Genomic DNA, 24,802 nt, shown 5'->3' with positions numbered 1-24,802 from the left:
ACTTCCACAACGCCGCCTACTTGTCCCGGTACCCCTCCAGCAGCCGCAGCCACACCTCGCTCACCGTCGGGTAGGACGGCACGGCGTGCCAGAGGCGGCCGATCGGTACCTCACCGGCGACCGCGATCGACGCCGAGTGGATCAGTTCGCCCACGCCGGGGCCGACGAAGGTGACGCCGAGGAGGATCTCGCGGTCGAGGTCGACGACCATGCGGGCCCGGCCGTGGTAGCCGTCCGCGTACAGGCCCGCGCCCGCCACCGAGGACATGTTGACGTCCACGGCCCGGACGCGGTGCCCGGCGGCTTCCGCCTCGGCAAGGGAGAGGCCCACGGCCGCGGCCTCCGGGTCGGTGAAGACGACCTGGGGGACGGCCGCGCGGTCGGCGGTCGCGGAATGGGCTCCCCAGGGGTCAGTCTCCAGGAGGGGCACCCCGGCGGCGCGGGCGGCGATGGCGGCGCCCGCGATCCGGGCCTGGTACTTGCCCTGGTGGGTGAGCAGTGCGCGGTGATTGACGTCGCCGACCGCGTACAGCCACTCGCTGCCGACCACCTGAAGGCTGTCGTCGACGTCGAGCCAGGAGCCGGGTTCCAGGCCGACCGTGTCGAGGCCGAGGTCGTCGGTGCGGGGCGCGCGCCCGGTGGCGAAGAGGATCTCGTCGGCCTCGATCCGGTCGCCGGTGTCGGTCAGCGCGACCACCGTGGAGCCTTCCCGAGTCACCGCGGACACCGAGGTGCCGGTGCGCACGTCCGCGCCCGCCTCCTGCAAGGCCTCGGCGACCAGCTCCCCGGCGAAGGGCTCCATGCGGGGCAGCAGGCCCTTGCCGCGGACGAGGACGGTGACCTCGGAGCCCAGGGCCCGCCAGGCCGTGGCCATCTCGGCGGCGACCACACCGCCGCCCACCACGATCAGCCGCCCGGGCACGGCGTGCGCGCTGGTGGCCTCACGGCTGGTCCAGGGCTTGACCTGGGCGAGTCCCGGCAAGTTGGGGAGGAGGGCGCGGCTGCCGGTGCTGACGACGACCGCGTGCCGGGCGGTCAGCACCTGCCGCTCGCCGTCCGGTCCCTCGACGGTCACCCTGCGGGGCCCGTCGAGCCGCCCGTGGCCGCGGTACAGATCGGCGCCGATGCCGTCCAGCCAGGCGATCTGGCCGTCGTCCTTCCAGTGGGACACGTAGTAGTCGCGGTGGGCGAGGACCGCGGGGGCGTCGAGGGGGCCCTGCACGGACTGCCTGAGTCCGGGCACACGGCGGGCGTCGGCGCGGGCGATGGCCGGGCGCAGCAGAGCCTTGCTGGGCATACAGGCCCAGTACGAGCACTCGCCGCCGACCAGCTCGCTCTCCACGACCGCGGTGGACAGACCTGCCGCGCGGGTGCGGTCGGCGACGTTCTCCCCCACGGGCCCGGCCCCGAGCACCACGACGTCGTACGCGATGGATTCCGTTTCCGTCATGGGCCCAGTCTGGTTCCTGGTGTGCGCCGTGGCCACACGGGTACGCACGCGGAATACGCCCCCGGGAGGCGGCGTTGTGCAAACCGGCATGACCCGGACGCGAGGAAGAGGGATACACGTATGAGCAGCACCCTGGAGCTCACCAAGGAGAACTTCGACCAGACGGTCACGGACAACGAGTTCGTCCTGATCGACTTCTGGGCGTCCTGGTGCGGGCCGTGCCGTCAGTTCGCCCCCGTCTACGAGAAGGCCGCCGAGGCCAACCCCGACCTGGTGTTCGCCAAGGTCGACACCGAGGCGCAGCCGGAGCTGGCCGCGGCCTTCGACATCCAGTCGATCCCGACGCTGATGATCGTCCGCGACCAGGTCGCGATCTTCGCCCAGCCCGGGGCGCTGCCCCAGGCCGCCCTGGACGACGTCATCGGGCAGGCCCGGAAGCTGGACATGGACGAGGTCCGCAAGTCCATCGCGGAGCAGCAGGCCCAGCAGGCTCAGCAGGACGGTCAGTAAGGCCGCGTACGCGGTCTAGAACGGGTACGCCGCAACATCGCCGCGCACCGTCGTCCAGCGCACGTCGGTGAAGGCCTCCAGGTTGGCCTCACCGCCGAAGCGGGCGCCGGTGCCGGAGGCGGCGATCCCGCCGAAGGGGGCCACGGCCTCGTCGTTGACGGTCTGGTCGTTGATGTGGACGATGCCGGTCGGGATGCGCTCGGCGAGTTCGAGGCCGCGCGCGGTGTCCCGGGTCACGATGCCCAGCGACAGGCCGTACGGTCCCGCCGAGGCGAGGGCCGCGGCCTCGTCCAGGGCGCCGAACGCACGGACCGGCGCGACCGGACCGAACACCTCCTGCGCGTACGCCGGAGTCGTGTCGTCGACTCCCGCGAGGACCGTGGGCCGGTAGAACAGCTTCTCGTGGGTGCCGCCCGCCGCCAGTTTGGCGCCGCGTGCCGTGCTGGACTCCACCAGCCCCTGGATCTTGGCGAGTTGGGCGCTGTCGATGATCGGCCCGAGGTGCACCTGCTCGCGGTACGGGTCACCCACGGCGAGCGCGTCGGCCTTGGCGGCGAGCCGCTCCACGTACTCCTCGTACAGCGAGGCATGGACCAGGTGGCGCCCCGTCGTCATGCAGATCTGGCCCTGGTGGAAGAACGAGCCCCAGGCCGCCGTGGAGATCACCGCGTCGATGTCGGCGTCCTCCAGGACGATCAGGGCGGAGTTGCCGCCCAACTCCAGGTGCGCGCGCTTGAGATGACGGCCCGCGGCCTCACCGACCGCGCGTCCGGCGGCAGTTGAACCCGTGAAGGAGATCACCGGCACCTGAGGGTCGGCGACCAGCGCCTGACCGGCCTCGGGGCCGCCGGGCAGGATGTGCAGCAGCCCCTCGGGCAGGCCCGCCTCGGCGAAGACCGCGCCCAGCGCGAGGCCGCCGCACACGGCGGTGCGCGGGTCCGGCTTCAGTACGACGGCGTTGCCGAGCGCGAGCGCCGGGGCCACCGAGCGGATCGAGAGGATCAGCGGGGCGTTGAAGGGGGCGATCACGCCCACGACACCGACCGGGACGCGTCGCGTGTACGACAGGCGCGGCGCCTCGGACGGCAGGATCTGGCCGGTCGGACGCGAGGCGAGCGCCGCGGCTTCGTAGCACTCCTGGGCGGCGACGTGCAGCTCGAAGTCGGCCTTGCCCGGGATGGAGCCGGACTCGCGGACGATCCAGTCGCGCAGTTCACCGGCGTGCGCGGCGAACAGGTCCCCCGCCTTGCGCAGCACGGCGGCACGGACGAAGTGCGGGGCCTTGGCCCACTCGGCCTGGGCGGCGCGGGCGGTCCGCGCGGCCGTCGCGACGTCCTCGGCGGCGGCGAGCGTGACGGCGCCGAGCGGCTCGCCGGTGGCGGGCTCGGTGACGGTGTACTCACCGCCCGACAGGGTGCGGGACTGCCAGGTCGTGGGGTCGAGCAGCGGCATGACGGCTCTCCGATCGTTCACTGATCACCAGCGGGGCACAGCGGGCTCGTAGGACTCGTGGATCCCAGGCGGCCCGTCGAGCTCATAAAGCCAGCGGAAGTCCCGTGTAGTTCGCGGCCAGTTCGGCTGCCGCGGGGCGGGATGCCGTGATCCGGCGCAGTCGCGCGAGCTGCATCCGGTGTTCGAAGGCATCCCCATCTGGTTGAGCGTGCAACATCCTAGTCATGTCGTACGAGAAACGTGTGGCCTGCCACACCCGGGCGAGGCACAACTCCGAGTAGCGGTCCAGGAGTTCGGTCGATCCCGTGCGGTGCAGCTCGGCGAAGCCGCGCGCCAGGACCCGGACGTCGGACACGGCGAGGTTGAGGCCCTTGGCGCCGGTCGGCGGCACGATGTGGGCCGCGTCCCCGGCGAGGAACAGGCGTCCGTACCGCATCGGCTCGTGGACGGAACTCCGCATCCGTGTCACGGACTTGGAGGTGATGGGGCCGCGCGCCAGCCGCCAGTCGCCGTCGATCGCGAAGCGCGCGTCGAGCGCGTCCCAGATCCGCTCGTCGGGCCAGTCGCTGACGTCGGTGCCGTTCGGGACCTGCAGGTACAGCCGTGACACGGACGGCGAGCGCATGCTGTGCAGCGCGAAGCCGCCCGGGCCGCGCGCGTAGATCAGCTCATCGCAGGAGGGCGGCACCTCGGCGAGGATCCCCAGCCAGGAGTACGGGTACTCGTGCGCGTAGACGCGGCCCACCTCGGCAGGGAACGCGTCGGCCGCGACGCCGTGGGAGCCCTCGCAGCCCACCACGTAGTCGCAGCTCAAGGTCTGCTCGCGGCCTTCGTGCAGGAACCGCACGACGGGTGAGTCGCTCTCCGGCTTCTCGACGGCGAGCGCCTCGGCCTCGAACAACAGCGGTGGCCCCGCGGCGAGTTGGAGAGCCACGAGGTCCTTCACGATCTCCGTCTGGGCGTAGATCGTGACGGTACGGCCGCCGGTGAGCCAGGGGAAGTCGATGTGGTGGCGCTCGCGGTCGAAGCGCAGCTCGATGCCCTGGTGGATCAGGCCCTCGGCGTCCAGGCGGTCGGCGGCGCCGCACTCGCGCAGCGCGTCCACCGTGCCCTGCTCCAGCATTCCGGCCCGCTGGCGCTGCTCGACGTACGCGCGCGTCCTGCTCTCCAGGACGACGCAGTCGATCCCCGTCCGGTGCAGCAGCCGGGCCAGCAGGAGCCCGGCGGGGCCGCCGCCGATGATGCCGACCGTGGTCCGCATGAAGCGCCTCCGGTGTCCGATGCGGTCGGGGGACCAGATCCAGCCTCTCTCAGCTCGACTCGCGGTGCACGACCCGCGCTCCCAGTACCTCATGGGTCTCGGGCCCGGCGCCGGGTTCGCGGACCGCCCGGTCGACCAGCTCGGCGAGGTCGCGTCCGGACGGCAGCTCGATGTGGACGGTGCTCAGCCGGGGCCGCAGCAGCCGGCCGAGCATCAGGTCGTCGGCGCCGATGACGGCCGTCTCGTCCGGGATGCCGATGCCCTCGTCCTGCAGGGCGCGCATCAGCAGCATCGCGTACTCGTCGTTGTACGCGAACACGGCGTCGAGGCCGAGGGAGCGCCAGCGCGCCGCGAGCCGGGCGGCGGCCTCCTCCTCGTACGCCAGCGGCAGCTCGGTCGCCGACGCGTCGGTGCCGTGCAGGGCGCGGCGTACGCCTTCGAGGCGGGGCTTGGAGAAGATCTCCAGGCCGGCTTCCTCGGGCACCACTACGCCGATACGGCGGCGGCCGCGGGCCACCAGGTGGGCGCCCGCGCTGTGGCCGACCCGGTCGTGGTCCATGAGCAGCGCGTGCGCGCCCTCGACGCGCTCGGGGCCCAGGGTGACGACGGCCCGGGCGCCGGAGCGCTTGAGGACGGCCACACCCTGCGGGCCGAGCCCGCTGCCGGGGACCAGTACGGCGACCGGCCTGAGCTCCGCCCAGGCGCGGGCGGCCTCGTCGCCGTGCAGGCCGACGCTGCCGTACTGCACGACGGTGTAGTCGAGACGGCTCAGCGCCCACTGGAGCTCGTTGAAGAACTGGCTGTAGAGGGGTCCCACGGGCACGGACGGCGCCGGCATCAGGACCATGCGGCTGTGCCCGGCGCGCAGGCTGCGGGCGGCGGCGTGCGGGACGTACCCGAGCTCCTTGGCGGCCTCGTGGACGCGGCGGCGGGTGGGTTCGCTGATCCGGACGGCGCTGGTGTTGTTCAGGACGTACGAGACGGTCGCGCGGGAGACGCCCGCCAGGCGCGCCACATCGGCGCTCGTCGGCACGGGTCGTTGTGCGGGTGACGGCGGGGCGGACTGCTTCGGTATCTGCACCATGACGTATCGCATCCTTGCAGAGGCACTGCGTGCCGTTCTGTGCCGGGGGGAGCCCAGAGCCCCCGGACGGCGGAACTCCCGCTTCCACAAAGGAACTTCCGCGTCCGGTGTCGGATGGCCCGTCCGGAGGTTACCGTTCGGTAGACGACATGCTTCGGAGGTGACCCGGATGGCTCCCGACCGTGCCGCAGGTCTGGCGGAGTGCGCACGCGCCCTCGCCGACGGCGAGGTGACCGCGCGCGAGGTGGTCGAGCGGGCGCTGGCCCGGATCGAGGCGACCCAGCCCACCCTGAACGCCTTCCGGCTGGTGCGCGCCGAGGCGGCGCTCGCCGAGGCCGACGCGGCGGACAAGGAGCTTGCCGCCGGTGTGCGGCGACCGCTGCTCGGGGTGCCGGTGGCGGTCAAGGACGACATGGACGTGGCGGGCGAGCCGACCGCGTTCGGCTGCCGGGGCGACCATCCGCCGCAGGCCGAGGACGGTGAGGCCGTACGCCGGCTGAGGGCGGCCGGGGCCGTCGTCGTCGGCAAGACCAACACCTGCGAGCTCGGCCAGTGGCCCTTCACCGAGGGTCCCGCCTTCGGCGCCACCCGCAATCCGTGGCACAGCGATCACACCCCGGGCGGCTCGTCCGGGGGCTCCGCGGCGGCGGTGGCGGCGGGTCTGGTCCCGGCGGCGCTCGGCTCGGACGGCGCGGGCTCGGTGCGCATTCCGGCCTCCTGGACCCATCTGATCGGCATCAAGCCGCAGCGCGGCCGGATCTCGACCTGGCCGCGTCCGGAGTCCTTCCAGGGCATCACGGTCAACGGAACGCTCGCCCGCACGGTCGCGGACGCGGCCCTGCTCCTGGACGCGGCCGGCGGCAACCACGACGGCGATCTGCACCGCCCGCCCGCGCTGCGCGTCTCGGACGCGGTGGGCCGCGATCCGGGCCGGCTGCGGATCGCGCTGTCGCTGAAACCGCCGTTCACCGCGCTGCCCGCCCGGCTCGACCCCGTCGTACGGGCGAAGGTCCTCGCGCTCGCGGAGCGGCTCGCGGCGCTCGGACATGTCGTGGAGGAGGCCGAGCCGCGGTACGGGCAGATCGGGCTCACGTTCATCCCACGCGCCACGGCCGGCCTGGCCGAGCGGGTGCGCGATGTGCCGTTCCCCCATCTGCTCGACCGGCGCACCCGTGACGCCGCCCGCCTCGGCCGGCTGCTCGGCGGCGCGCCGCTGCGGGCGGCCCGGCGGGCCGAGGCCACGCTGCACCGGCGGATCGGCGCGCTCTTCGACACCTACGACGTACTGCTCGCGCCGACGACCGCCGCTCCCCCGCCGCGGATCGGCTCGATGGTGAACCTGAACGGTCTCGGCACCGACCGGGCCATGATCGCCGCCTGCCCGTACGCCTGGCCGTGGAACATCCTCGGGTGGCCCGGCGTGAACGTCCCCGCGGGTTTCGTGGGCGACGGCCTGCCCGTCGGCGCCCAGTTGCTCGGCCCGGCGAACAGCGAGCCGCTTCTCGTCTCCCTGGCCGCCCAGTTGGAGGCGGACCTGCGCTGGCACGAATGGTGGCCGCCGCACCAGACTCCGGCGGACTCTCCGGCGGCGTAAGCGAGTTCCGGCCGTACCCTGTGACCATGGACGATGCGTCGATGGTCGGGTTGATGGGGCGGGTGACCGGCACGGTCGGACCTGGGCTCGTCGGCGAGGTGATCGTCCGGGTGCGCGGCGGCGCCGAGCACTTCCTCGCGTATCCCGCCGCCGCGAAGGACCGCATCGAGCGGGGCACGGTGGTGATGGTGGTGGAGTATCTGCCGCCGCGAACGGTGTACGTGTCGGCCGCGTACGACGCCTGACACGCGCCCCGCACACGCCAGTTGACAGCTCGTCTGTGACGGGTTCGTCCCAGGTGAGAGCCGTACGCGTCAAGATTGCAACAAGGATCCGTCAGCGTCTGTACCCGCGCCTTGCACAGGAGCACACTCCCGTTCGTTCGGTGCCGATAGGGCACCATGCAAAGGGGGCGTATGCCGATGGTTGTCGGCGTCGTGGCGGGGGCTGTTGTCCTCGCACTGATCTTCATCGTTGTGGTCTTCAAGCTCATGTGGCGTGTCGCGGAGCCCAACGAAGCACTGATCATCTCCGGTTCGAAGCATCGGACCGAAGGCCTTGAAGAGGGCATGGGATTCCGCATCGTCACGGGGCGCGGAACGCTGGTCCTGCCGGGTGTGCAGGCGGTGCGCAAGATCTCGCTCGACCTCAACGAGACCGAGCTGCACGTGGACTGCGTGACCCACCAGGGCATTCCGCTGAAGGTGCGGGGCGTGGTCATCTTCAAGGTGGGCGACGACTTCGTGTCGATCGCCAACGCTGGCCGCCGCTTCCTCGACCAGCAGAAGATGATGGCCGAGCGGGTGCACAACGTGTTCGCCGGTCATCTGCGGTCCATCGTCGGCGGGTTGACCGTCGAGGACATGATCCGCGACCGGGAGAAGCTGACCGGTCAGACCCGGGCCGCGTGCGGTACGGAGATGGAGAAGCTCGGCCTGATCGTCGACTCACTGCAGATCCACGAGATCGAGGACCCGACCGGGTACATCAAGAACCTCGCCATGCCGCACGCCGCCGCCGTACAGCGCGACGCGCGCATCGCGCAGGCGGAGGCGAATCGTCTCGCCACCGAGGCCGAGCAGAAGTCGTTCGCCCGGATGTCGGAGGCCACCCGGGACAGCGAGATCCTCCAGGCCGGTTACCAGGCCGAGCGCGACAAGGCGGCGGCGAAGGCCCGGCAGGCCGGACCGCTCGCCGACGCGGCCGCCCGGCAGGACGTCGTCGTCCAGGAGACCCGCATCGCCGAACTCGACGCCCTCCGCCGGGAGCAGCAGCTCCAGGCGGACGTCCGCAAGCCCGCGGACGCGAGGGCGTACGAGATCCGTGCCCACGCCGAGGCCGAGCGTGACGCGCGTATCTCGGCGGCGCAGGCCAAGGCCCAGGAGACCGAACTCGCGGCCGCGGCCGAGGCGAACCGGGTCAAGACGGCCGCCAACGCCGAGGCCGAGGCGACCAAGGCGAGGGGTGCGGCCGCGGCGACGGCGACCCGCGCCACCGGTGAGGCCGAGGCCGCCGCCGCACAGGCCAAGGGTCTGGCGGCCGCCGAGGCGACGCGTGCGCAGGGTCTGGCGGAGGCCGAGACCATCAAGGCGCGGGCCGCCGCCCTCGCCGAGAACCAGGAGGCCGTGGTCGCCCAGCAACTCGCGGAGAACTGGCCGGAGATCGTCCAGGCGGGCGCGAGCGCGTTCGGCAACGTCGACCACATGGTGCTGCTCAACGGCGCCGACGGCATGGCGGACATGTTCGCCAAGGCGCTCACCATGGGCGGCACCGGCCTGGGCCTGGCACGCCAGTTGCTCGCGTCGATGAACCAGGACGGGGCGACGGGCAACGGGGCGGGGGCCGCGGCTGGGCTCAACGGGGTCGTGGCGCCGCGTACGGAGAAGGTGACGGTGGAGAAGGACGAGAGGTGAGCCGTTTGAGGCAGTGAGGCCGTGAGTCGGTGAGGCTTCGGGGGTACGGGAGTTGGCTTCCGTACCCCCGAAGTAACGTGTGCCCCGTGACTGCCTCTACCGACGAAGACGTGCCCGGCCGCTACGGGCCCACCGCGACCACCGAAGCCGAACCCCGCGAGGTCGGCCGGGTCAGGACCGAGTACTCCCCCGCGCATGACGGCGATCCGGATCCCGGCGAGATCGTCTGGACGTGGGTGCCGTTTGAAGAGAACGACGGGCGGGGCAAGGACCGGCCGGTGCTGGTGGTCGCTCGCGAGGACGGGGGGACGCTGCTCGCCGTGCAGTTGTCCAGCAAGCGGCACGACGGGGACCGGGAGTGGGTGCCGATCGGGAGCGGGCCGTGGGACCGGTCGGGGCGGGACTCCTGGGTGGACGTGGACCGGGTGCTGCGGCTGTATGAGGACGGGATGCGGCGGGAGGCTTGTGCGCTGGATCGGATGCGGTTCAATCTCGTGGTGCACCGGTTGCGCGAGCGGTACGGGTGGCGCTGAGCGGGGCGCTCTTTGGGCCGTGGAGAGACTGCGGGTCCGTTGTGGCTGGTCGCGCCCACGCGGCGGAGCCGCATATTGAGACAGCCTCGCGCCCCTCAACGGCCGCCTCGCCCGACAGAAGTACAGGTCGCGGACTTGCGCTCAATCGCCGATGGCCACTTGTCTCGGTGACAGTTGGCCAGGCGGGCTCCGGGTCAGCGGCAGCAGTCGCTGCCAGGACGGCAGCCGCACGCGTCGATTGCCTCACGATTGCCGGCCGGGGCCGTTGCGGTTGAGGGTGCGCAGCAGCCCTTGCCGTGCCAGGCGTCGCGGCCTTCCTTGATGGCGATGGCGGCGATGACGAGGGCGGCGATGGGGTCGGCCCAGGACCAGCTGAGAGTGGCGTTGAGGACCAGGCCGATCAGGAGCACGGCCGAAAGGTACGTGCACAGCAGAGTCTGTTTGGAGTCGGCGACCACGCTGGCGGAGCCCAGTTCGCGGCCGGCGCGGCGTTGGGCGGCGGACAGGAAGGGCATGACCGCAAGGGAGAGGGCGGCGAGCACGATGCCAGGGATGGAGCGTTCGGCCTCGCTGGTGCCTGCCAGGGCACGTGCGGCGTCAACGGTGACGTAGGCGGCGAGCGCGAAGAACGACACCGCGATGATCCGCAGGGTGGTCCTCTCGCGGGCCTCGCGTACGGCGTGTTCGCGGGCGGAGAACTGCCAGGCGACGGCAGCGGCCGAGGAAACCTCGATGACGGAGTCCAGTCCGAAGCCGATCAGGGCGGTGGAGGAGGCGAGGGTGCCGGCGGTGATGGCGACGACTGCCTCGATGACGTTGTAGGTGATGGTCGCGGTGACCAGCAGGCGTATCCGGCGGGCGAGCGCGTCGCGGCGGGCCAGGGAGGGGCCGAGGGATATCGCGGTCATCAGCAGCACCCCTTCTCGTCGGCGTCGACGCACATGCGGTCGGTTTCGACGGCTACCACGGCGGTGCGCAGGTCATCGAGCGCGTGGCCGAGGCGTTCGTCGGCGAGCTCGTAGCGGGTGCGGCGACCGTCGGGCACGGTGACGACCAAGCCGCAGTCGCGCAGGCACGCGAGGTGGTTGGACAGCCGGGTGCGCGAGATGCCGAGAGCGTCGGCGAGCTCGGCGGGGTAGACCGGGGCATCGCGGAGCGCGAGCAGGATGCGGCAGCGGATCGGGTCGGCGAGCGCGCGGCCGAACCGGGCCAGCACGTCGGCGTCGGAGGCAATAGTCAGCACCGCACGAGAGTACAAGGAATCCTGAATTCAGGAAATCATGGATAGATACCAGGTCGGCCTTGTTGCGCTAGTGCGCGTAGATCGAGATGTGAGCGGGTGGTCAGATGAGGGCCGATGCGGTCCCCGGCCATCGCGCGAGCGACGCCACGGGCCGCGCCCGTCTGGAGGTGCCTACGGCATCGAGGTCCAGGACAGCCCGAGGACGCCTTCATGGCCAAGCAGCACTGCGATTGACCAACTATCGCTGCGCGTCACAGTGCGTCAGCGGGACCGGAGACCAGGGGCGAACTCTTGCTCGAATGCCCCGCGAGTCGTACTGCCCGTCGTGCGGTCCAGGATTCCGAAGACGACGTGTTCGAAGTGGCCCTCGAAGCGGCCCTTGATCAGCAGGTCGTGGAAGGCTTTCGCCACCTGGGCCGGGTCGTTCTGGAAGACGCCGCAGCCCCAGGCGCCGAGGACCAGGCGGCGGTAGCCGCGGGCCGCGGCCACCTCCAGGACGCGCTCGGCGCGGGTGGCGAGGGCGCGTGGGAGGTCGGGCGCGCGGTCCGGGGCGGTGCGCAGGACCACACCGGCGTTGGGGGCCGCCGCGGTCAGGAATCCGGCCGGGTACGGCTCGTCCAGGAGTCGGCCTCGGTCGTCGCGGAAGACGGGCACGGCGGGTGAGTGGATGACACGGTCCGTGTAGAACGGGTCGCGGTGGGCTCGGTGGTGGTCGTAGAACTCCCTGGCCCCCAGCAGGCATGTGTACAGCGCGGAGGCCCGGCACAGGGCCTCTTCCTGGGCCTGCGCGCCGTTCAGGTAGCCGCCGCCGGGATTGCGCGCGGAGGAGAAGTTCAGGACGGCCACCGGGTCCTCGGCCAGGGCCGTGAGGCGCCGGGCGGCCTCCAGGCTGCTCTCGGCCGTGACCTCGAACAGTGTGTTCAATGTGTCCGCGAGAGCGGCGGGCCTGTCCCCGTCGGCGATCTCCGGTGTTTTCACCGGATCCGGGCCGTACATCCGCGTCCCGGCCCGCGCGGCCTCGACCGCCGCGGCGATCGGCACCTCGCGCCCGTGGGACGCGCGGTACCCGCCCGCCGCGACGATCTCCTCCGTCTGCTGGGCGATCGCCCAGCAGACGCGCGCTCATGGCGCGACCTCCGTACGCGCCACGAGCGCCCCCCGCGCGATCTCCCCCGTCGTGCCCATGAACGCATCGTGAGCGATGCTGGTCATGCGGCGCAACAGAGTTTCGCGGCTCCGCAAACAGTGTTTCCCGGTCCCGAAAGCGACGATCCGCACCCTTGTGCGAACCGCCGAGAAGGTCTTGGGTGGGACGAGCGATTGCCGGTTCGGCCCAACAGGACGCCGGGCCGGCGACATGGTGGAATCTCAGGAGGATCCCGACATGTCCGATTCGGTAAGTGGCTGTACGGAGCACCGCTCCGTTGTCACCGAGGCCGAGGTGGAGGCGCTGGTCCGTGGCATCTGCTTCAAGACCGGTCCACCCCGCTTCCTCGGTGTCGAAGTGGAATGGCTCGTCCACGAGCTGCGGCAACCGCGGCTCCCGGTACCACCCGCACTTCTCGAAGCGGCCTATGCCGCACTGCGGACCCTGCCCCTGAGTTCGGCGCTCACCGTCGAACCCGGCGGCCAGTTGGAGCTCAGCTCCGCTCCCGCCGCCTCCCTCATGGAGTGCATCGGGTCCGTCTCCGCCGACCTCGACGCCGTACGCGCCACGCTGCGCGAGGCGGGCCTCGGCCTCAGTGGCTACGGCCACGATCCCTGGAACCCCCCGAGCCGCTTCCTCCATGAGCCGCGGTACGACGCCATGGAGCGGTATCTCGACCGTGCGGGGCCCGAGGGCCGCGCGATGATGTGCAGCTCCGCCTCAGTCCAGGTGTGCCTGGACGCCGGGTACGAGGAGCCGGGCCCGCTGGGGCACGGGCGTCGCTGGTGGCTGGCGCACCAGCTGGGGGCGGTCCTGGTGGCCGCGTTCGCGCACTCCCCTGTGGCCCATGGGCGGCAGACCGGCTGGCGCTCCACGCGGCAGTCGCTGTGGGCGGCGATGGATCCCGGGCGCAGCAGCGCACCTCCTCAGGACGGCGAGCCGCGCGCCACGTGGGCCCGGCATGTGCTGGACGCGCCCGTGATGTGCGTACGGGCGTCGAGCGGGCCCTGGGACGTACCGGAGGGCATGAGTTTCCGGGCGTGGACCCGGTCCGGCACACCGCCGGACCGGGCGGACCTCGACTATCACCTGACGACCCTGTTCCCGCCGGTGCGTCCGCGCGGTCATCTGGAGCTCCGCATGATCGATGCCCAGCCGGGCGACGACGGGTGGATCGTGCCGCTCGCCGTGACGGCGGCACTCTTCGACGACGCGGAGGCCGCCGAGACCGCCTACCGGACCGTGAAGCCCCTGGCCGAGCGGGCGGACGCGCGGCCGGCCCCGTGCAATCCGCTGTGGCGGGACGCCGCGCGGTACGGCCTGGCCGACCCGGAGCTGCGGGAGGCCGCCGTCACCTGTTTCGCGGCGGCGTCGGAGGCTCTGCCCCGGCTGGGCGCCACGGCCGAAGTCCTGGACGCCGTGGCGGAGTTCACCGACCGCTATGTGGCGCGGGGCCGCTGCCCCGCCGACGATCTGCTCATCCGGTTCAACGGTCAATCTCATGGCCGGTCCCACGGCCAGTTCCACGGGAAGGACATCCGCACATGACCGCGCCCGATTCGCTCACGGACCCGGAGTCGCTCAGGACACGCGCGCTGGACGCGCTGACCACGGCCCGCGATCGCACCGCGCTCCTCACGTCCTGTGTGGAGGATCCCGAACTGACCGCCCAGCACTCGCCGTTGATGTCGCCGCTGGTGTGGGACCTCGCGCACATCGGCAACCAGGAGGAGCTGTGGCTGCTGCGCGAGGTCGCGGGGCGTGAGGCGATGCGGCCCGAGATCGACGGGCTGTACGACGCGTTCGAGCATCCGCGCGCCGCGCGGCCCTCGCTGCCGCTGCTGCCGCCCGCCGAGGCCCGCCAGTACGCGGCCGAGGTGCGCGGCCGGGCGCTGGACGTCCTGGAGAGCGCCGCGTTCCAGGGCACACGGCTGACCGAGGCGGGCTTCGCCTTCGGGATGATCGCGCAGCACGAACAGCAGCACGACGAGACGATGCTGATCACCCATCAGCTCCGCAAGGGGCCCGCCGCCCTCACAGCGCCGGACCCCGCTCCCGCTCCCCTGTTCACCGGGCCCGCCGAAGTCCTGGTGCCCGAGGGCCCGTTCGTGATGGGCACGTCCACCGAGCCATGGGCACTGGACAACGAAAGGCCCGCGCACCGGCGTATGGTCCCGGCGTTCTTCATCGACACCACGCCGGTCACGAACGCCGCGTACCAGGCCTTCATCGAGGACGGCGGCTACGGCGACCGGCGCTGGTGGACTCCGGAGGGCTGGGACCACATCCGGGCGCACGACATCGAGGCGCCGCTGTTCTGGCGTCGCGAGGGCGGGCAGTGGCTGCGACGCCGTTTCGGTGTCACCGAGGTCGTACCGCCCGACGAGCCCGTGCTGCATGTCTGCTGGTACGAGGCCGACGCGTACGCGCGCTGGGCGGGGCGACGGCTGCCCACCGAGGAGGAGTGGGAGAAGGCGGCCCGCCACGACCCGGCGGCCGACCGTTCCACGCGCTATCCGTGGGGCGACGCCGACCCCACCCCGGAACACGCCAACCTCGGCCAGCGCCATCTGCGTCCGGCCCCGGCCGGCAGCTATCCGGCGGGCGCATCGCCGCTGGGCGTACGGCAGTTGATCGGAGACGTGTGGGAGTGGACGTCGAGCGATCTGCTGCCCTACCCCGGCTTCGTAGCTTTCCCCTACCGGGAGTACTCGGAGGTGTTCTTCGGGCCGGAGTACAAGGTGCTGCGCGGCGGCTCGTTCGCGGTGGACCCGGTGGCCTGCCGGGGCACGTTCCGCAACTGGGACTATCCGATACGGCGGCAGATCTTCTCCGGGTTCCGGACAGCCCGGGACGCCGCGCTCGGAGGCTCCTGATGTGCCGTCATCTGGCGTTCCTGGGAGCCGAGGAGCCGCTCGGCGCGCTCCTCGTGGAGCCGGAGCACGGCCTGTACCGGCAGTCGTGGGCACCCCGGCGGCAGCGGCACGGGACGGTCAACGCCGATGGTTTCGGGGTGGGTTGGTATGCCGAAGGGGATGCCGTGCCCGCCCGGTACCGCCGTGCCGGGCCCATCTGGGGCGACCAGTCGTTCGCGGACCTGGCCCGTGTCGTAAGGACCAGGGCACTGCTCGCCGCGGTGCGCGACGCCACCGTGGCGGGCGCCGACGGGGAGGCCGCGGCGGCGCCGTTCGCCGCGGGCCCCTGGCTGTTCAGCCACAACGGCGCCGTGCCCGGATGGCCGGGCTCCCTGGCACCGCTCGTCCAGACGCTGCCCGCGGTGGAGCTGCTGTCGCTGGAGGCACGCTGCGACTCGGCACTCGTCTGGGCGCTGGTCCTGCACCGGCTGCACGGCGGTGACGACGAGAGTCTGGCGCTGGCCGACACGGTCCTGGAGGTCGCCGAGGCGGCCCCCGGGTCCCGGCTCAACCTGCTGCTCACCAACGGCGAGACGATCACCGCGACGGCCTGGGGCGACACCCTCTGGTATCTCACCGAGCCCGGCCGGCGCACGGTCGTGGCCTCCGAGCCGTACGACGACGACCCGCTCTGGCAGGAGGTCCCCGACCGCACACTGCTCACCGCGAGCCGCACCGAGGTGCTGCTCACCCCGCTCAAGGACATGAACGACGACATGGCATCGGCACCATCGAAGGAGCCCCGTACGTGAGTCCGTTCCTTCTCACCCGCACCCTGCCCGAGGACGCCACGGACGCCGCCCTGCGCGCCGACGTCCTGCACGGCCTCACCCGCACGCCCAAGACTCTGCCGCCGAAATGGTTCTACGACGCGTACGGCAGCGAGCTGTTCGAGAAGATCACCGAACTTCCCGAGTACTACCCCACGCGCGCCGAGCGCGAGATCCTGATCCGCCGCGCGCCGGAGATCGCCGCGACGACCGGGGCACGCACCCTCGTCGAGCTGGGTTCCGGCTCGTCCGAGAAGACCCGGTATCTGCTGGACGCGCTGCCGGGGCTGCACACCTACGTGCCCGTCGACGTCAGCGAGAGCGCGCTCACCCAGGCCGGGCACGCCCTGATCGAGGAGCACCCGGGCCTCGATGTGCACGCGCTGATCGCCGACTTCACCGGCGGTCTCGCCCTTCCGGACACGCCCGGACCACGGCTCGTGGCGTTCCTCGGCGGCACGATCGGCAATCTGCTGCCCGCCGAACGCGCCACGTTCCTGGCGTCCGTACGGGCGCTGCTGTCGCCCGGCGACGCGCTGCTGCTGGGCACGGACCTCGTCAAGGACGAGTCGGTCCTCGTCGCCGCGTACGACGACGCGGCCGGAGTGACGGCCGAGTTCAACAAGAACGTGCTGGCCGTCGTCAACCGTGAGCTCGGCGCCGACTTCGATCCCGACACCTTCGACCATGTCGCCCTCTGGGACACCGAGCAGGAGTGGATCGAGATGCGGCTGCGCTCGCGTACCGCGCAGACCGTGAAGATTCCCGCCCTGGACCTCGCCGTCGACTTCGCGGACGGCGAGGAGCTGCGCACCGAGATCTCGGCGAAGTTCCGCGAGGAGGGAGTACGCGACGAACTGGCCGTCGCCGGCCTTGAGTTGACGCATTGGTGGACGGACGAGGAGGGCCGCTTCGCGCTGTCGCTGAGCATGGCCGGGTAGGAGTCGGCGGATCTCCACGGCCGGGAGTCCGTGGAGATCCGTCACTCGCCCTTGTCCGCCAGCGCCTCGGTAATGCGCTCGGAGGCGCGCCGGGCCTCCGTCGCCGGGTCGGATCCGTTGAGGACCTTGGTCATGTAGGCCTTGATCGGGTTGTCGGCCTCGACAGCGGCCCACTGGGGCGAGGAAGGGGTCGCCCGGCCCTGCGCGGCGCCCGCCGCCATGGCCGCGGCACCTTCCTCGCCCGCCACCGCTCCGGCGAGGGTCGTCTTGTTGGGCACGTAGTTCATCGTCCGGGCCAGTTCGGTCTGCCACTTGGCGCCGGCGAGTGCCGAGACGACAGCCGTTGCACCGGGGCGGTCGTCCGTGTTCTTGGGCACCACGAGGTCGGAGCCGCCGGTGAAGACCGCGCCCGGCGCGGCAGCGGTCTTGCCCGGCACCGGGAAGAAGCCCAGCTTGTCCTTGAGGGCGGGGTTCGTCCGCTCGATGGCCTGGACGAGCCCGGGCACGGCCACGAGCTGGGCGACCCGCCCCTTGGCGAACACCCCTGCCTGCGGCGGATGTTCCTCGTCGGCGTTCACGGGCCCGTCGCCGAGCGCCTGGAGTCGCCGGTAGAAGTCCATGCCCCGCAGGGCGGCCGGTGTCTGCAGAGTGCCCTTCCAGACCCCGGGGGAAGCCTCCTTCGCGAGGTCACCGCCCTCGTCCCAGATGAACCCGGAGAGGGTGTACCAGTCCTGTCCGGCGAGATAGATCCCCTGGTTGCCCGAGGAGTTGAGCAGTTGGGTGTCCGCGAGCCACTGGTCGCGGGTCTTCGGCGGCTGCTTGATGCCCGCCCGTGCGAACAGGTCCTTGCGGTAGATGACGACGCGGTTGGCCGCGTACCAGGGGATGCCGAACTGACGGGAGCCGAAGCTGCCGGGCTGGGCGAGGCCCGGCAGCCAGTCCTCCCTGCCCCAGTCGCGCATCGATTCAAGGGTCAGGTCACTCAGACCTCCCCCGTCCACGTACTGCGCGACCTGGGTGTTGCCGACCTCGATGACGTCGGGTGTCTCCTTGTCCTCCCGTTTGAGTGCCGACTGGACCTTCTCGCCGATGCCGGTCCACTGCTGGATGCGGATGTCGAGCCGGAGGTCACTGTGCGTCCGCTCGAAGTCCTCGGTGAACCGCTTCAGGAACTCCTTGGACGCGCTGTCCTTCATCAGCCACACCGTGACGGTCCGCTGCCCGGACCCCGTTTCCGGCAGGGCACCGCAGGCGGTGAGCAGGGCGGCGGTGACGCATACGACGGCGAGGAGGCGATGTCTCACGAGGGGTCCTGTTCTGTCTTGCGGACAGGGATGAGGGGCCCGGCGTGGGGGACGAGCTCAACGCTCGTACGGGAGTTCTGATTTTGGTATGGACCAATCACCCCCGTCAAGGGGTTCAGGTTCCGGGCACGGTGTCCTGGAAGGTGGTCCCGGCGCTCCGGTACGCGGCGACCTTGGCCGCCACCTGGGCGGGGCTGAGAACCTGGTCCTTGACGTGCAGCACGTAGTCGACCTGCTCGTCGTAGGCGCGGGGTGTCGTACTGGTCTGCCCGGCCAGGTCGATGAGCCACTGGTTGAAGTTGATCGACATGGGCCGCTCGGGCAGATACGCGGCGTCGTGCGTACCGAAGAGCTGTCCGTCGATGAAGTACGTGATGGCGCTGCCGTCGATCGTCAGGACCAGGTCGTGCCAGCCGTCGTAGCTCCGGCGCCCCTCGGTGTGCTGGTTGACCGCCTGCCACGGGTCCGGGTTGTAGGTCTCCCAGGACGTCGTGTAGAGGATGTCCGAGGGCTCGCCCCAGCCGCCGTTGGGCAGATACTCGAAGTCGTACTCGGCGTAGTCGTCGGCCATCGGCGCGGTGAGGTCGTTGATCGTGAAGAACGTCTGGACGAGGTGGTCGCCGTCGGGCCCTGCCTTGGGCGCGTCGGAGAACTTGACGCGTGCCGCGTACGTGCCGTTCTTGAATTTCATGGCCTTGGTGAGGACTTCGGTCTGCTTCGTCGAGGCGCCGGTCCCCGCGGTCGATGTCTCCAGGTTCATCACCGAGCCGGCGCCGGAGCCGGTGAAGGTGACGTTCTCGGGGGCCCAGGTCGCACCGGAGACGCCGGGGCCACCGGAGTTGGAGCGGACGTTCCAGCCGTGCTCGGAGATCCTCGGGTCGGTGTGGCCGGTGTAGGCGAAGTCGTCGAAGAGCGCGGCGCCGTCGGTGGGCGGGTCGGTCGGATCGGGGTCCGGGCCGGGCTCGTTGCCCGCGGGCGCGGTCCCCCAGACGAGCGTGTTCGCGCGGGTCGCCGTCACCTTGTCCCAGTTCGCGTACGAGGTCCGCTCGGCGCCGAAGGAGTAGTCGTCGCTCTGGTTCAGGGTCTGCCAGTCGGAGCGGTAGAAGCGCAGCTGCATGTCGCCGGTGTCGGCGCCGGCCGCGAGGCTGCCCGCGCCGGAGGTGAAGCCGATCTCCAGATAGCGGTCGGCCGTCGCCGTCGGCTGCGTGAGCGTGCCGAAAGTGCCGGTGATGTTCGCGCAGCCCTTCACGGCCCACGAACACGCGAAGCGGTAGGCCATGCCGGCCGAGTCGGCCTTGAAGTAGTAACGGACCTTGACCTCGCTCAACTGCACCGGTCCGCTACCGGTGTTGGTGACCTTCAGCCAGGGTTCGCTCTGGTCGGCGCTCGCACCGGTCGCGCTGGTGCGGTACTGCACGCTGAGCCCGTCGGCGGCGGCGGTCGCGGGCAGGGCGGTGAGTCCGGCGAGGGCGAGCCCCGCGGCCGCCGCGACGGCGATGGCCGTACGTGCTCTGTTGCCTTGTCGGTTCATGGATGTGTCTCCTCTCGGAGGGCCGGCAGCCATGGCTCCCGGTGTGGGGGATGAATCGGTACGCCGAGGGCGTGCAGGCGTACGCGGTGATGCCGCAGGCGGTGCGCGAAGTCCGGCCAGGGCCGGGGCGCCGACCAGGCGTTCTCGGCGAGAGCGCACAGCCGCGGGAACGCCCGGTACTCGATGTGCGCGGGCGTGGGCAGATACTCGGTCCACAACTGGGCCTGGGTTCCCAGGACTTGGGCGGCGGCCTCGGCCTCCCAGTCGGCGGGGGCCGGACGGAAGGCGTGCACGGTGTCGAGGCCGATCGGCGGGCCCGGCTGGGCGGGCGGTTCGCCGCGCCGCCCGGACTCCCGGTAGTCGAAGTAGGTGGACCGGTGGGGCGCCATCACCACCTGGTGGCCGCGCCGGGCGGCGGCGAGGCCGTCGGCCGCGTCCCGCCATGGCAGCACGGTGAAGGAGCGCGGCAGGGTCACGCCGTCCTCGCACCAGCCGAGAGGCCTGCGCCCCCGGCGGACGAGGAACTCCCCTATCTGCCCCATGAACCAGCCGTGGAGCCGCTCGGGCCCGGCGAGCCCCTCCTCGCGCGCCCGCCGCCGCGCGTCCGGATGCGCCGCCCATTCGGTGGTGGGGCACTCGTCGCCGCCGACGTGGACGTACGGCGAGGGGAAGGCGTCCATGACCTCGTCGAGGACGGTGCGGCAGAAGTCCAGGGCCCGGTCGTGGACGCCCAGCACGTGCTCGGACACGCCCCACCGGGTCCACACGTCGAGCCGGCGGTCCGGATCGTTGCCGAGCTCGGGGTAGGCGGCGAGGGCGGCCCGGACATGGCCGGGCATGTCGATCTCGGGTACGACGGTGACGCCGCGCGCGGCGGCGTGGGCGACGAGGCCGCGCAGCTCGGCCCGCGTGTAGCTGCCGCCGTGCGGGATGCCGTCCCCGGCGGTCTCGGCACGCCGGGCGCCGATCTCGGTGAGCTTCGGGTACGCGGCGACCGGCATGCGCCAGCCCTGGTCGTCGGTGAGGTGCAGATGCAGGGTGTTCAGCTTGTGCAGCGCCAGCAGGTCGATGAATCGCCTTATGTACGAGGCGGGTTGGAAGTGCCGGGCCACATCGAGCATCGCCCCGCGCCACACGTGGCGCGGTACGTCGGTGATCCGTACGCAGGGGAGGGCCCAGGCGACACCGCGTACGGGGCTGTCGGCGAGAGCGGCGGGGGGCAGCAGCTGGCGCAGGGTCTGTACCCCCCGCAGCAGACCGGTGGGGCCGGCCGCGTGCAGGTGTACCGCGTCGGGGGTGACCCTCAGCCCGTACCCCTCCCGGCCGAGGGCCGTGAGCGTCGGGTCGAGGGTGAAGGCGATCTGCCCGTCGGTCGCCGTGGGCAGCGGCAGTCCGGTGGCCGGGGCGAGGAGCTCACGCAGCAGCGCGACGGCCGCTTCGGCGCCTGGGGCCGCCGTGACGGTCGTGCGTCCGTCAAGGGGGAACCGTCCGGGGAGTACGACGAGTCGGCCGGGCGCGGGCAGAAGCGAGACGTCGGCTGCGGGCATGACGGGGAACCCTTTCGCGGCGGGGCGCGACCTTACCAATTGGTCACCTGACCTCTTGCGCGACTTGAAGGTGGCATAGACCAATAGGCGCGTCAAGAGGCCGTGCAGGGACGGAGATTGGGGATCCTAGGGCCCCTCCGTATCGTCAACTGGTCAGGTGGGCGGTTAACATCGGGGCTGACCAGCCGAAGGACCGCCGGGCGCTGATCGGCGTCATCGAGCACGGAGTGGGGAGCACATGGACGGCGTACTCAAGCGGGAGCGGGTCCGCGACTTCCTGCTCGGTCTGGTCGAGGACCGCGGTCCGGGGGCCGCCATTCCCTCCGAGCGCACGCTCTGCGCCGAACTCGGCGTCTCACGCCCCACGTTGCGGGCCGCCGTCGACGAACTCGTCGCCACGGGGCTGCTGGTGCGCGAGCACGGGCGGGGCATGTTCGTGGCGCCGGCGAAGATCACCCAGGAGATCGTCCCGGACCGGCAGACGGCGAGCGTGCCGCTCGCCACCGGCAGCTGGTCGAGCCGCGTACTGGAGCTCGCGACCATCCGCGCGGGCGCCAGGATCGGCCGGAAGCTGCGGATGTCACCGGCCGCCGAGCTGGTCTACATCGCGCGGCTGCGACTGGTCGACGGCTCCCCCATGGCGATCGAGCATCTGCACATCCCGGCCGCGCTGGTGCCCTCGCTCACGCCCGCCGAGCTGGAGGCCGGGGACCTCTACGCCCATCTGCGGGAACACCACCGGATCCAGGTCCACGAGGCGACCCAGTCGATCGAGCCGACCGTCGTCAGCGAGGCCGAGGCCAAGGTGCTGGGGGTCCCGGTCCTCTCCCCCGCCCTGCTGATCGAGCGCCTCACCACGGACACCTCCGACCGGCCGGTGGAGTACGTCCACTCCCTCTACCGGGGTGACCGCTACCGCATCGTCTCGCGGCTGTCGCTGGCCGCGCACCACGGGCGTACGGCCCGGGACGCGCCCGACGACTTCACCCAGGGCATCCCCGACATCTCGCGGACCGCCGCGCTGTGGGGCACCGTGGAATGACGCGTGGCACACCCGCCACGGCGAGAGGAGTACCCGCATGTCCGAGAACACGTACCGGGTCACCGAGATCGTCGGCACCTCCCACGAGGGCATCGACCAGGCCATTCGCAATGGGATCACCCGCGCCTCGCAGACCTTGCGCAACCTGGACTGGTTCGAGGTCACGCAGGTCAGGGGCCAGATCGAGAACGGGCAGATCGAGCACTACCAGGTCGGCCTGAAGGTCGGTTTCCGGCTCGACGACGGCGAGTGACGCGGCCCCGGCTCCCGGGGTCACCACCCCTGCGCGGACCCCTCAGGTCCGCCCCTCCCGCTCCTGCGCGTCCCTCAGCGCCGCGGACGCGGGCGCCCAGCGCGCCCTGACGACCCTGAAGCCCGCCCGCTCCGCGTCCTCGCAGACCAGCTCGTCGTCGTCCACGAGGACGCGGATCTCGCGGTCGCGGGCCAGCCGGCGGAGGATCTCCAGTTTGGTGCGCCGGGCCGGCCTGCGGTCGTCGTTGCGCCGCATCCAGATGCGACCGTCCGGCAGCCCCTGCGCGGCCAGCCAGTCCTCGGTGTCGCGGCGGCACCGCTCGGGGCGGCCGGTGAGGTAGACCACCTCGCACTCCTGTGCGCTCTCCCGCGCCAGTGCGATGCCCTCGGCCAGCGGTGGATCCTGCGGCGCGGCCGCGAAGAACGCGGCCCAGTCCCGTGGCTTGCTCTCCAGGAACCGCTGCCGATGCGCGGTGTCCGCGAGTGTGCCGTCGAGGTCGAACACGGCGAGCGGTCTGCTGATCTTCTCCTTCACGCCGACCACCCTAGACAGGGCTCGGGACGCCCCGCGCACCGCGGCGGCCGATCTCCCTCGTGAACACGTCCAACTTCTGCCTCGTCAGGCTCTGTTCACATCACCCAGCAAGCCCTTACCGTAATGCCTCGCACAGCATGTCGCACAACATTCGGTATTTCGAACAAGAACAGGGTGGTGGAGGGACACCACCGCCCGGTTCTTCGGCATGCGGAGGTCTTGGTGAACCCCCCTCGCGACAGACGTGGCTTCCTCCCCGTCGACGGCTTCCGCGTGTACGGCAAGGCCCTCACCGCCGCGGAAGTCGCCCCGCCGGCTGAGTGAACGAACCAAGGAGAGCCGCACATGATCGCACCAGACAGTCCGCCACGCCCTGTTCAGCCATCCCGCCGGAGCCTGCTCCGCGCGCTGGTCGCCCTGCCCGCCACCGCCCTCGTCCTCGGTGAACTGCCCGGACTGCTCGGCACCGCAGCGGCGGCGGCACCCGCCAAGGGTTACGCCACCCGCTACACCATCGTGCCGTTCCTCAACAGCGACGACGGCACGGTCAACGTCTACGAGTCCGACGACGCCACCGACTTCCGGCTTCTGAAGGCATCCGCGTACACGCCGCCCAGCAACCGCATCCGTGACGCCAGCGTGTTCAAGCACACCGACGGCTACTACTACGTCACGTACACCACGCACACCTGGCAGGACGTCAGCACCACCATCGGCTTCGCCCGCAGCTCCGACCGGGTCAACTGGACGTTCCTGTACGACTACACGGTCCCGATCACCAGCCTGTCGCGCGCGTGGGCGCCGGAGTGGTTCGTGGACAGCGACGGCAGCGTGAACATCATCGTGTCCTGCTCGCTCACCAGCGACGAGTGGATCTTCACGCCGTATCTGCTGAAGGCCACCAACTCCGCGCTCACCACGTGGAGTTCACCCGTGGCGCTGTCCGGCATCGGCAGCAACCACATCGACACCTTCATCGTGAAGACCGGGTCGACGTACCACGCGTTCACCAAGAACGAGACGACGAAGTACATCGAGTACGCGACCGCCTCCAGCCTCACCGGCTCGTACACCATCCAGAAGACCGGCGACTGGGCGGGCTGGGGCGGCACCCGTGAGGGGCCGGCCCTGATCCAGCTCGACAACGGCGGCTGGCGGATCTTCTTCGACGGCTACGGCGACGGCAGTTACTACTACAGCGACAGCTACGACACCTTCGCCACCTGGAGCGCCCCGAAGAAGCTGCCGGGCATCTCCGGCACCGCACGCCACTTCACCGTCATCAAGGAGACGGCCTCCGGAGGACCGAGCCTGTCGACCGGTGTCACCCGCTCCCTCCGGTCGGGCAACTACACCACCCGCTACTGGCAGGAGCAGTCCTCCCTGCTCAACCTGCCCGTGGTGACCAGTTCCAGCACCACCGCGGAGAAGCAGGCGTCCACGTTCACGGTCGTGGCGGGCCTCGCCGACGCGAACGGCTACTCCTTCCGGGACGCGGCGGGCAACTACCTGCGGCACTACGACTACCGGGGCCGGTTCGACGCCAACGACGGGACGTCGACGTTCGCGAAGGACGCCACCTTCATCGCCCGGACCGGCACGGCGAGCGGCTCGATCCGCCTGGAGTCGTACAACTACCCGGGCTACTACCTGCGCCACTACAACTACCAGCTCCGCGTGGACATCGCGGACGGCACCGACCTCTTCCGTCAGGACGGCTCCTTCGTCCCCGTCACCGCCTGGGCCTGACCGACACCGCACGAGAGAGGGAGACCCCC

General features: G+C 71.2%; 22 protein-coding genes and 1 pseudogene. 12 read left to right on the top strand and 11 right to left on the bottom strand.

What is annotated here, in order from left to right:
- Nucleotides 1-16: 16 nt before the first annotated feature.
- Nucleotides 17-1,450, bottom strand: a complete 1,434-nt coding sequence (locus OG975_RS43155) for a dihydrolipoyl dehydrogenase family protein (RefSeq protein ID WP_406335119.1) — start codon at nucleotides 1,448-1,450, stop codon at nucleotides 17-19.
- A gap of 120 nt (nucleotides 1,451-1,570) precedes the next feature.
- On the opposite strand from OG975_RS43155, the gene trxA reads away from it, so the two are divergent.
- Nucleotides 1,571-1,960 (top strand): thioredoxin, encoded by a 390-nt coding sequence (gene trxA / locus OG975_RS43150; RefSeq protein ID WP_406335118.1) that lies wholly within the window; start codon nucleotides 1,571-1,573, stop codon nucleotides 1,958-1,960.
- Between the two features lie 15 nt (nucleotides 1,961-1,975).
- Here the strand turns inward: trxA and OG975_RS43145 are convergent, their stop codons facing one another.
- The 3 genes from OG975_RS43145 to OG975_RS43135 form a co-directional block, all read right to left on the bottom strand.
- A complete protein-coding gene (locus OG975_RS43145; RefSeq protein WP_406335117.1) occupies nucleotides 1,976-3,412 on the bottom strand; it encodes an aldehyde dehydrogenase family protein in 1,437 nt (478 codons plus the stop codon).
- Nucleotides 3,413-3,494: 82 nt separating this feature from the next.
- On the bottom strand, nucleotides 3,495-4,673 hold the full coding sequence (locus OG975_RS43140; protein WP_406335116.1) for a 4-hydroxybenzoate 3-monooxygenase: 1,179 nt from the start codon (nucleotides 4,671-4,673) through the stop codon (nucleotides 3,495-3,497).
- A 49-nt stretch (nucleotides 4,674-4,722) separates the two neighbouring features.
- Nucleotides 4,723-5,757 carry a LacI family DNA-binding transcriptional regulator gene (locus tag OG975_RS43135; RefSeq protein ID WP_406335115.1) on the bottom strand — a complete coding sequence of 345 codons (1,035 nt, stop codon included), beginning with the start codon at nucleotides 5,755-5,757 and terminating at the stop codon, nucleotides 4,723-4,725.
- A gap of 169 nt (nucleotides 5,758-5,926) precedes the next feature.
- On the opposite strand from OG975_RS43135, the gene OG975_RS43130 reads away from it, so the two are divergent.
- From OG975_RS43130 to OG975_RS43115, 4 genes are all read left to right on the top strand, one after another.
- Complete coding sequence (locus OG975_RS43130; RefSeq protein ID WP_406335114.1) at nucleotides 5,927-7,351, top strand: amidase; 1,425 nt, start codon at nucleotides 5,927-5,929, stop codon at nucleotides 7,349-7,351.
- Between the two features lie 20 nt (nucleotides 7,352-7,371).
- The gene (locus OG975_RS43125) at nucleotides 7,372-7,596 is read left to right on the top strand and encodes a hypothetical protein (RefSeq protein WP_327433913.1); all 225 of its coding nucleotides are present in this window, start codon (nucleotides 7,372-7,374) and stop codon (nucleotides 7,594-7,596) included.
- 171 nt (nucleotides 7,597-7,767) lie between these two features.
- Nucleotides 7,768-9,264: a flotillin family protein gene (locus OG975_RS43120; protein ID WP_406335113.1), complete on the top strand. Its 1,497-nt coding sequence runs from the start codon at nucleotides 7,768-7,770 to the stop codon at nucleotides 9,262-9,264.
- Between the two features lie 86 nt (nucleotides 9,265-9,350).
- The gene (locus OG975_RS43115; protein ID WP_406335112.1) at nucleotides 9,351-9,797 is read left to right on the top strand and encodes a type II toxin-antitoxin system PemK/MazF family toxin; all 447 of its coding nucleotides are present in this window, start codon (nucleotides 9,351-9,353) and stop codon (nucleotides 9,795-9,797) included.
- Between the two features lie 194 nt (nucleotides 9,798-9,991).
- On the opposite strand, the gene OG975_RS43110 is transcribed toward OG975_RS43115, so the two are convergent.
- The 3 genes and pseudogenes from OG975_RS43110 to OG975_RS43100 form a co-directional block, all read right to left on the bottom strand.
- A complete protein-coding gene (locus tag OG975_RS43110; protein WP_406335111.1) occupies nucleotides 9,992-10,705 on the bottom strand; it encodes a cation transporter in 714 nt (237 codons plus the stop codon).
- Nucleotides 10,705-11,040, bottom strand: a complete 336-nt coding sequence (locus tag OG975_RS43105; protein WP_406335110.1) for an ArsR/SmtB family transcription factor — start codon at nucleotides 11,038-11,040, stop codon at nucleotides 10,705-10,707. Before OG975_RS43105 ends, OG975_RS43110 begins: the two co-directional genes overlap by 1 nt.
- A gap of 261 nt (nucleotides 11,041-11,301) precedes the next feature.
- Nucleotides 11,302-12,166 (bottom strand): annotated as a pseudogene (locus OG975_RS43100) (TIGR02452 family protein).
- Nucleotides 12,167-12,424: 258 nt separating this feature from the next.
- On the opposite strand from OG975_RS43100, the gene egtA reads away from it, so the two are divergent.
- The 4 genes from egtA to egtD are packed head-to-tail and all read left to right on the top strand — an operon-like array spanning nucleotide 12,425 to nucleotide 16,813.
- Nucleotides 12,425-13,735: an ergothioneine biosynthesis glutamate--cysteine ligase EgtA gene (gene egtA, locus OG975_RS43095; protein WP_406335108.1), complete on the top strand. Its 1,311-nt coding sequence runs from the start codon at nucleotides 12,425-12,427 to the stop codon at nucleotides 13,733-13,735.
- Nucleotides 13,732-15,063 carry an ergothioneine biosynthesis protein EgtB gene (egtB, locus tag OG975_RS43090; RefSeq protein ID WP_406335107.1) on the top strand — a complete coding sequence of 444 codons (1,332 nt, stop codon included), beginning with the start codon at nucleotides 13,732-13,734 and terminating at the stop codon, nucleotides 15,061-15,063. Before egtA ends, egtB begins: the two co-directional genes overlap by 4 nt.
- Nucleotides 15,063-15,854 (top strand): ergothioneine biosynthesis protein EgtC, encoded by a 792-nt coding sequence (gene egtC / locus OG975_RS43085; protein WP_406335106.1) that lies wholly within the window; start codon nucleotides 15,063-15,065, stop codon nucleotides 15,852-15,854. Before egtB ends, egtC begins: the two co-directional genes overlap by 1 nt.
- The gene (egtD, locus tag OG975_RS43080) at nucleotides 15,851-16,813 is read left to right on the top strand and encodes an L-histidine N(alpha)-methyltransferase (RefSeq protein ID WP_406335104.1); all 963 of its coding nucleotides are present in this window, start codon (nucleotides 15,851-15,853) and stop codon (nucleotides 16,811-16,813) included. Before egtC ends, egtD begins: the two co-directional genes overlap by 4 nt.
- A 41-nt stretch (nucleotides 16,814-16,854) precedes the next feature.
- On the opposite strand, the gene OG975_RS43075 is transcribed toward egtD, so the two are convergent.
- The 3 genes from OG975_RS43075 to OG975_RS43065 all read right to left on the bottom strand — a co-directional run bounded on the left by OG975_RS43075 (nucleotide 16,855) and on the right by OG975_RS43065 (nucleotide 21,195).
- Complete coding sequence (locus tag OG975_RS43075; protein WP_406335103.1) at nucleotides 16,855-18,117, bottom strand: extracellular solute-binding protein; 1,263 nt, start codon at nucleotides 18,115-18,117, stop codon at nucleotides 16,855-16,857.
- A gap of 115 nt (nucleotides 18,118-18,232) precedes the next feature.
- Nucleotides 18,233-19,648, bottom strand: a complete 1,416-nt coding sequence (locus OG975_RS43070) for a cellulose binding domain-containing protein (RefSeq protein ID WP_406335102.1) — start codon at nucleotides 19,646-19,648, stop codon at nucleotides 18,233-18,235.
- The gene (locus tag OG975_RS43065; protein WP_406335101.1) at nucleotides 19,645-21,195 is read right to left on the bottom strand and encodes a beta-N-acetylhexosaminidase; all 1,551 of its coding nucleotides are present in this window, start codon (nucleotides 21,193-21,195) and stop codon (nucleotides 19,645-19,647) included. Before OG975_RS43065 ends, OG975_RS43070 begins: the two co-directional genes overlap by 4 nt.
- A 238-nt stretch (nucleotides 21,196-21,433) precedes the next feature.
- Between OG975_RS43065 and OG975_RS43060 the strand changes: the two genes are divergently transcribed.
- Both OG975_RS43060 and OG975_RS43055 read left to right on the top strand, forming a co-directional pair.
- Complete coding sequence (locus OG975_RS43060; protein ID WP_369264464.1) at nucleotides 21,434-22,237, top strand: GntR family transcriptional regulator; 804 nt, start codon at nucleotides 21,434-21,436, stop codon at nucleotides 22,235-22,237.
- A gap of 37 nt (nucleotides 22,238-22,274) precedes the next feature.
- Nucleotides 22,275-22,490, top strand: coding sequence for a dodecin (locus tag OG975_RS43055; RefSeq protein ID WP_381259840.1), 216 nt, complete (start codon nucleotides 22,275-22,277; stop codon nucleotides 22,488-22,490).
- 42 nt (nucleotides 22,491-22,532) lie between these two features.
- Here the strand turns inward: OG975_RS43055 and OG975_RS43050 are convergent, their stop codons facing one another.
- Nucleotides 22,533-23,033: a haloacid dehalogenase-like hydrolase gene (locus OG975_RS43050; protein ID WP_406335100.1), complete on the bottom strand. Its 501-nt coding sequence runs from the start codon at nucleotides 23,031-23,033 to the stop codon at nucleotides 22,533-22,535.
- 336 nt (nucleotides 23,034-23,369) lie between these two features.
- Between OG975_RS43050 and OG975_RS43045 the strand changes: the two genes are divergently transcribed.
- Nucleotides 23,370-24,773, top strand: coding sequence for a glycoside hydrolase family 43 protein (locus tag OG975_RS43045; RefSeq protein ID WP_406335099.1), 1,404 nt, complete (start codon nucleotides 23,370-23,372; stop codon nucleotides 24,771-24,773).
- Nucleotides 24,774-24,802 lie beyond the last annotated feature (29 nt).

Source organism: Streptomyces sp. NBC_00203, from assembly GCF_045206325.1.
Lineage (GTDB): Bacteria > Actinomycetota > Actinomycetes > Streptomycetales > Streptomycetaceae > Streptomyces > Streptomyces lutosisoli.
This window is presented reverse-complemented; position numbering and strand designations above follow the sequence as displayed.

Excerpts from the sequence above, each read along its gene's own strand:
- OG975_RS43155 (WP_406335119.1), bottom strand. The coding sequence starts at position 1,450 with ATGACGGAAACGGAATCCATCGCGTACGACGTCGTGGTGCTCGGGGCC.
- trxA (WP_406335118.1), top strand. The coding sequence starts at position 1,571 with ATGAGCAGCACCCTGGAGCTCACCAAGGAGAACTTCGACCAGACGGTC.
- OG975_RS43145 (WP_406335117.1), bottom strand. The coding sequence starts at position 3,412 with ATGCCGCTGCTCGACCCCACGACCTGGCAGTCCCGCACCCTGTCGGGC.
- OG975_RS43140 (WP_406335116.1), bottom strand. The coding sequence starts at position 4,673 with ATGCGGACCACGGTCGGCATCATCGGCGGCGGCCCCGCCGGGCTCCTG.
- OG975_RS43135 (WP_406335115.1), bottom strand. The coding sequence starts at position 5,757 with ATGGTGCAGATACCGAAGCAGTCCGCCCCGCCGTCACCCGCACAACGA.
- OG975_RS43130 (WP_406335114.1), top strand. The coding sequence starts at position 5,927 with ATGGCTCCCGACCGTGCCGCAGGTCTGGCGGAGTGCGCACGCGCCCTC.
- OG975_RS43120 (WP_406335113.1), top strand. The coding sequence starts at position 7,768 with ATGCCGATGGTTGTCGGCGTCGTGGCGGGGGCTGTTGTCCTCGCACTG.
- OG975_RS43110 (WP_406335111.1), bottom strand. The coding sequence starts at position 10,705 with ATGACCGCGATATCCCTCGGCCCCTCCCTGGCCCGCCGCGACGCGCTC.
- egtA (WP_406335108.1), top strand. The coding sequence starts at position 12,425 with ATGTCCGATTCGGTAAGTGGCTGTACGGAGCACCGCTCCGTTGTCACC.
- egtB (WP_406335107.1), top strand. The coding sequence starts at position 13,732 with ATGACCGCGCCCGATTCGCTCACGGACCCGGAGTCGCTCAGGACACGC.
- egtC (WP_406335106.1), top strand. The coding sequence starts at position 15,063 with ATGTGCCGTCATCTGGCGTTCCTGGGAGCCGAGGAGCCGCTCGGCGCG.
- OG975_RS43070 (WP_406335102.1), bottom strand. The coding sequence starts at position 19,648 with ATGAACCGACAAGGCAACAGAGCACGTACGGCCATCGCCGTCGCGGCG.
- OG975_RS43065 (WP_406335101.1), bottom strand. The coding sequence starts at position 21,195 with ATGCCCGCAGCCGACGTCTCGCTTCTGCCCGCGCCCGGCCGACTCGTC.
- OG975_RS43060 (WP_369264464.1), top strand. The coding sequence starts at position 21,434 with ATGGACGGCGTACTCAAGCGGGAGCGGGTCCGCGACTTCCTGCTCGGT.
- OG975_RS43055 (WP_381259840.1), top strand. The coding sequence starts at position 22,275 with ATGTCCGAGAACACGTACCGGGTCACCGAGATCGTCGGCACCTCCCAC.
- OG975_RS43045 (WP_406335099.1), top strand. The coding sequence starts at position 23,370 with ATGATCGCACCAGACAGTCCGCCACGCCCTGTTCAGCCATCCCGCCGG.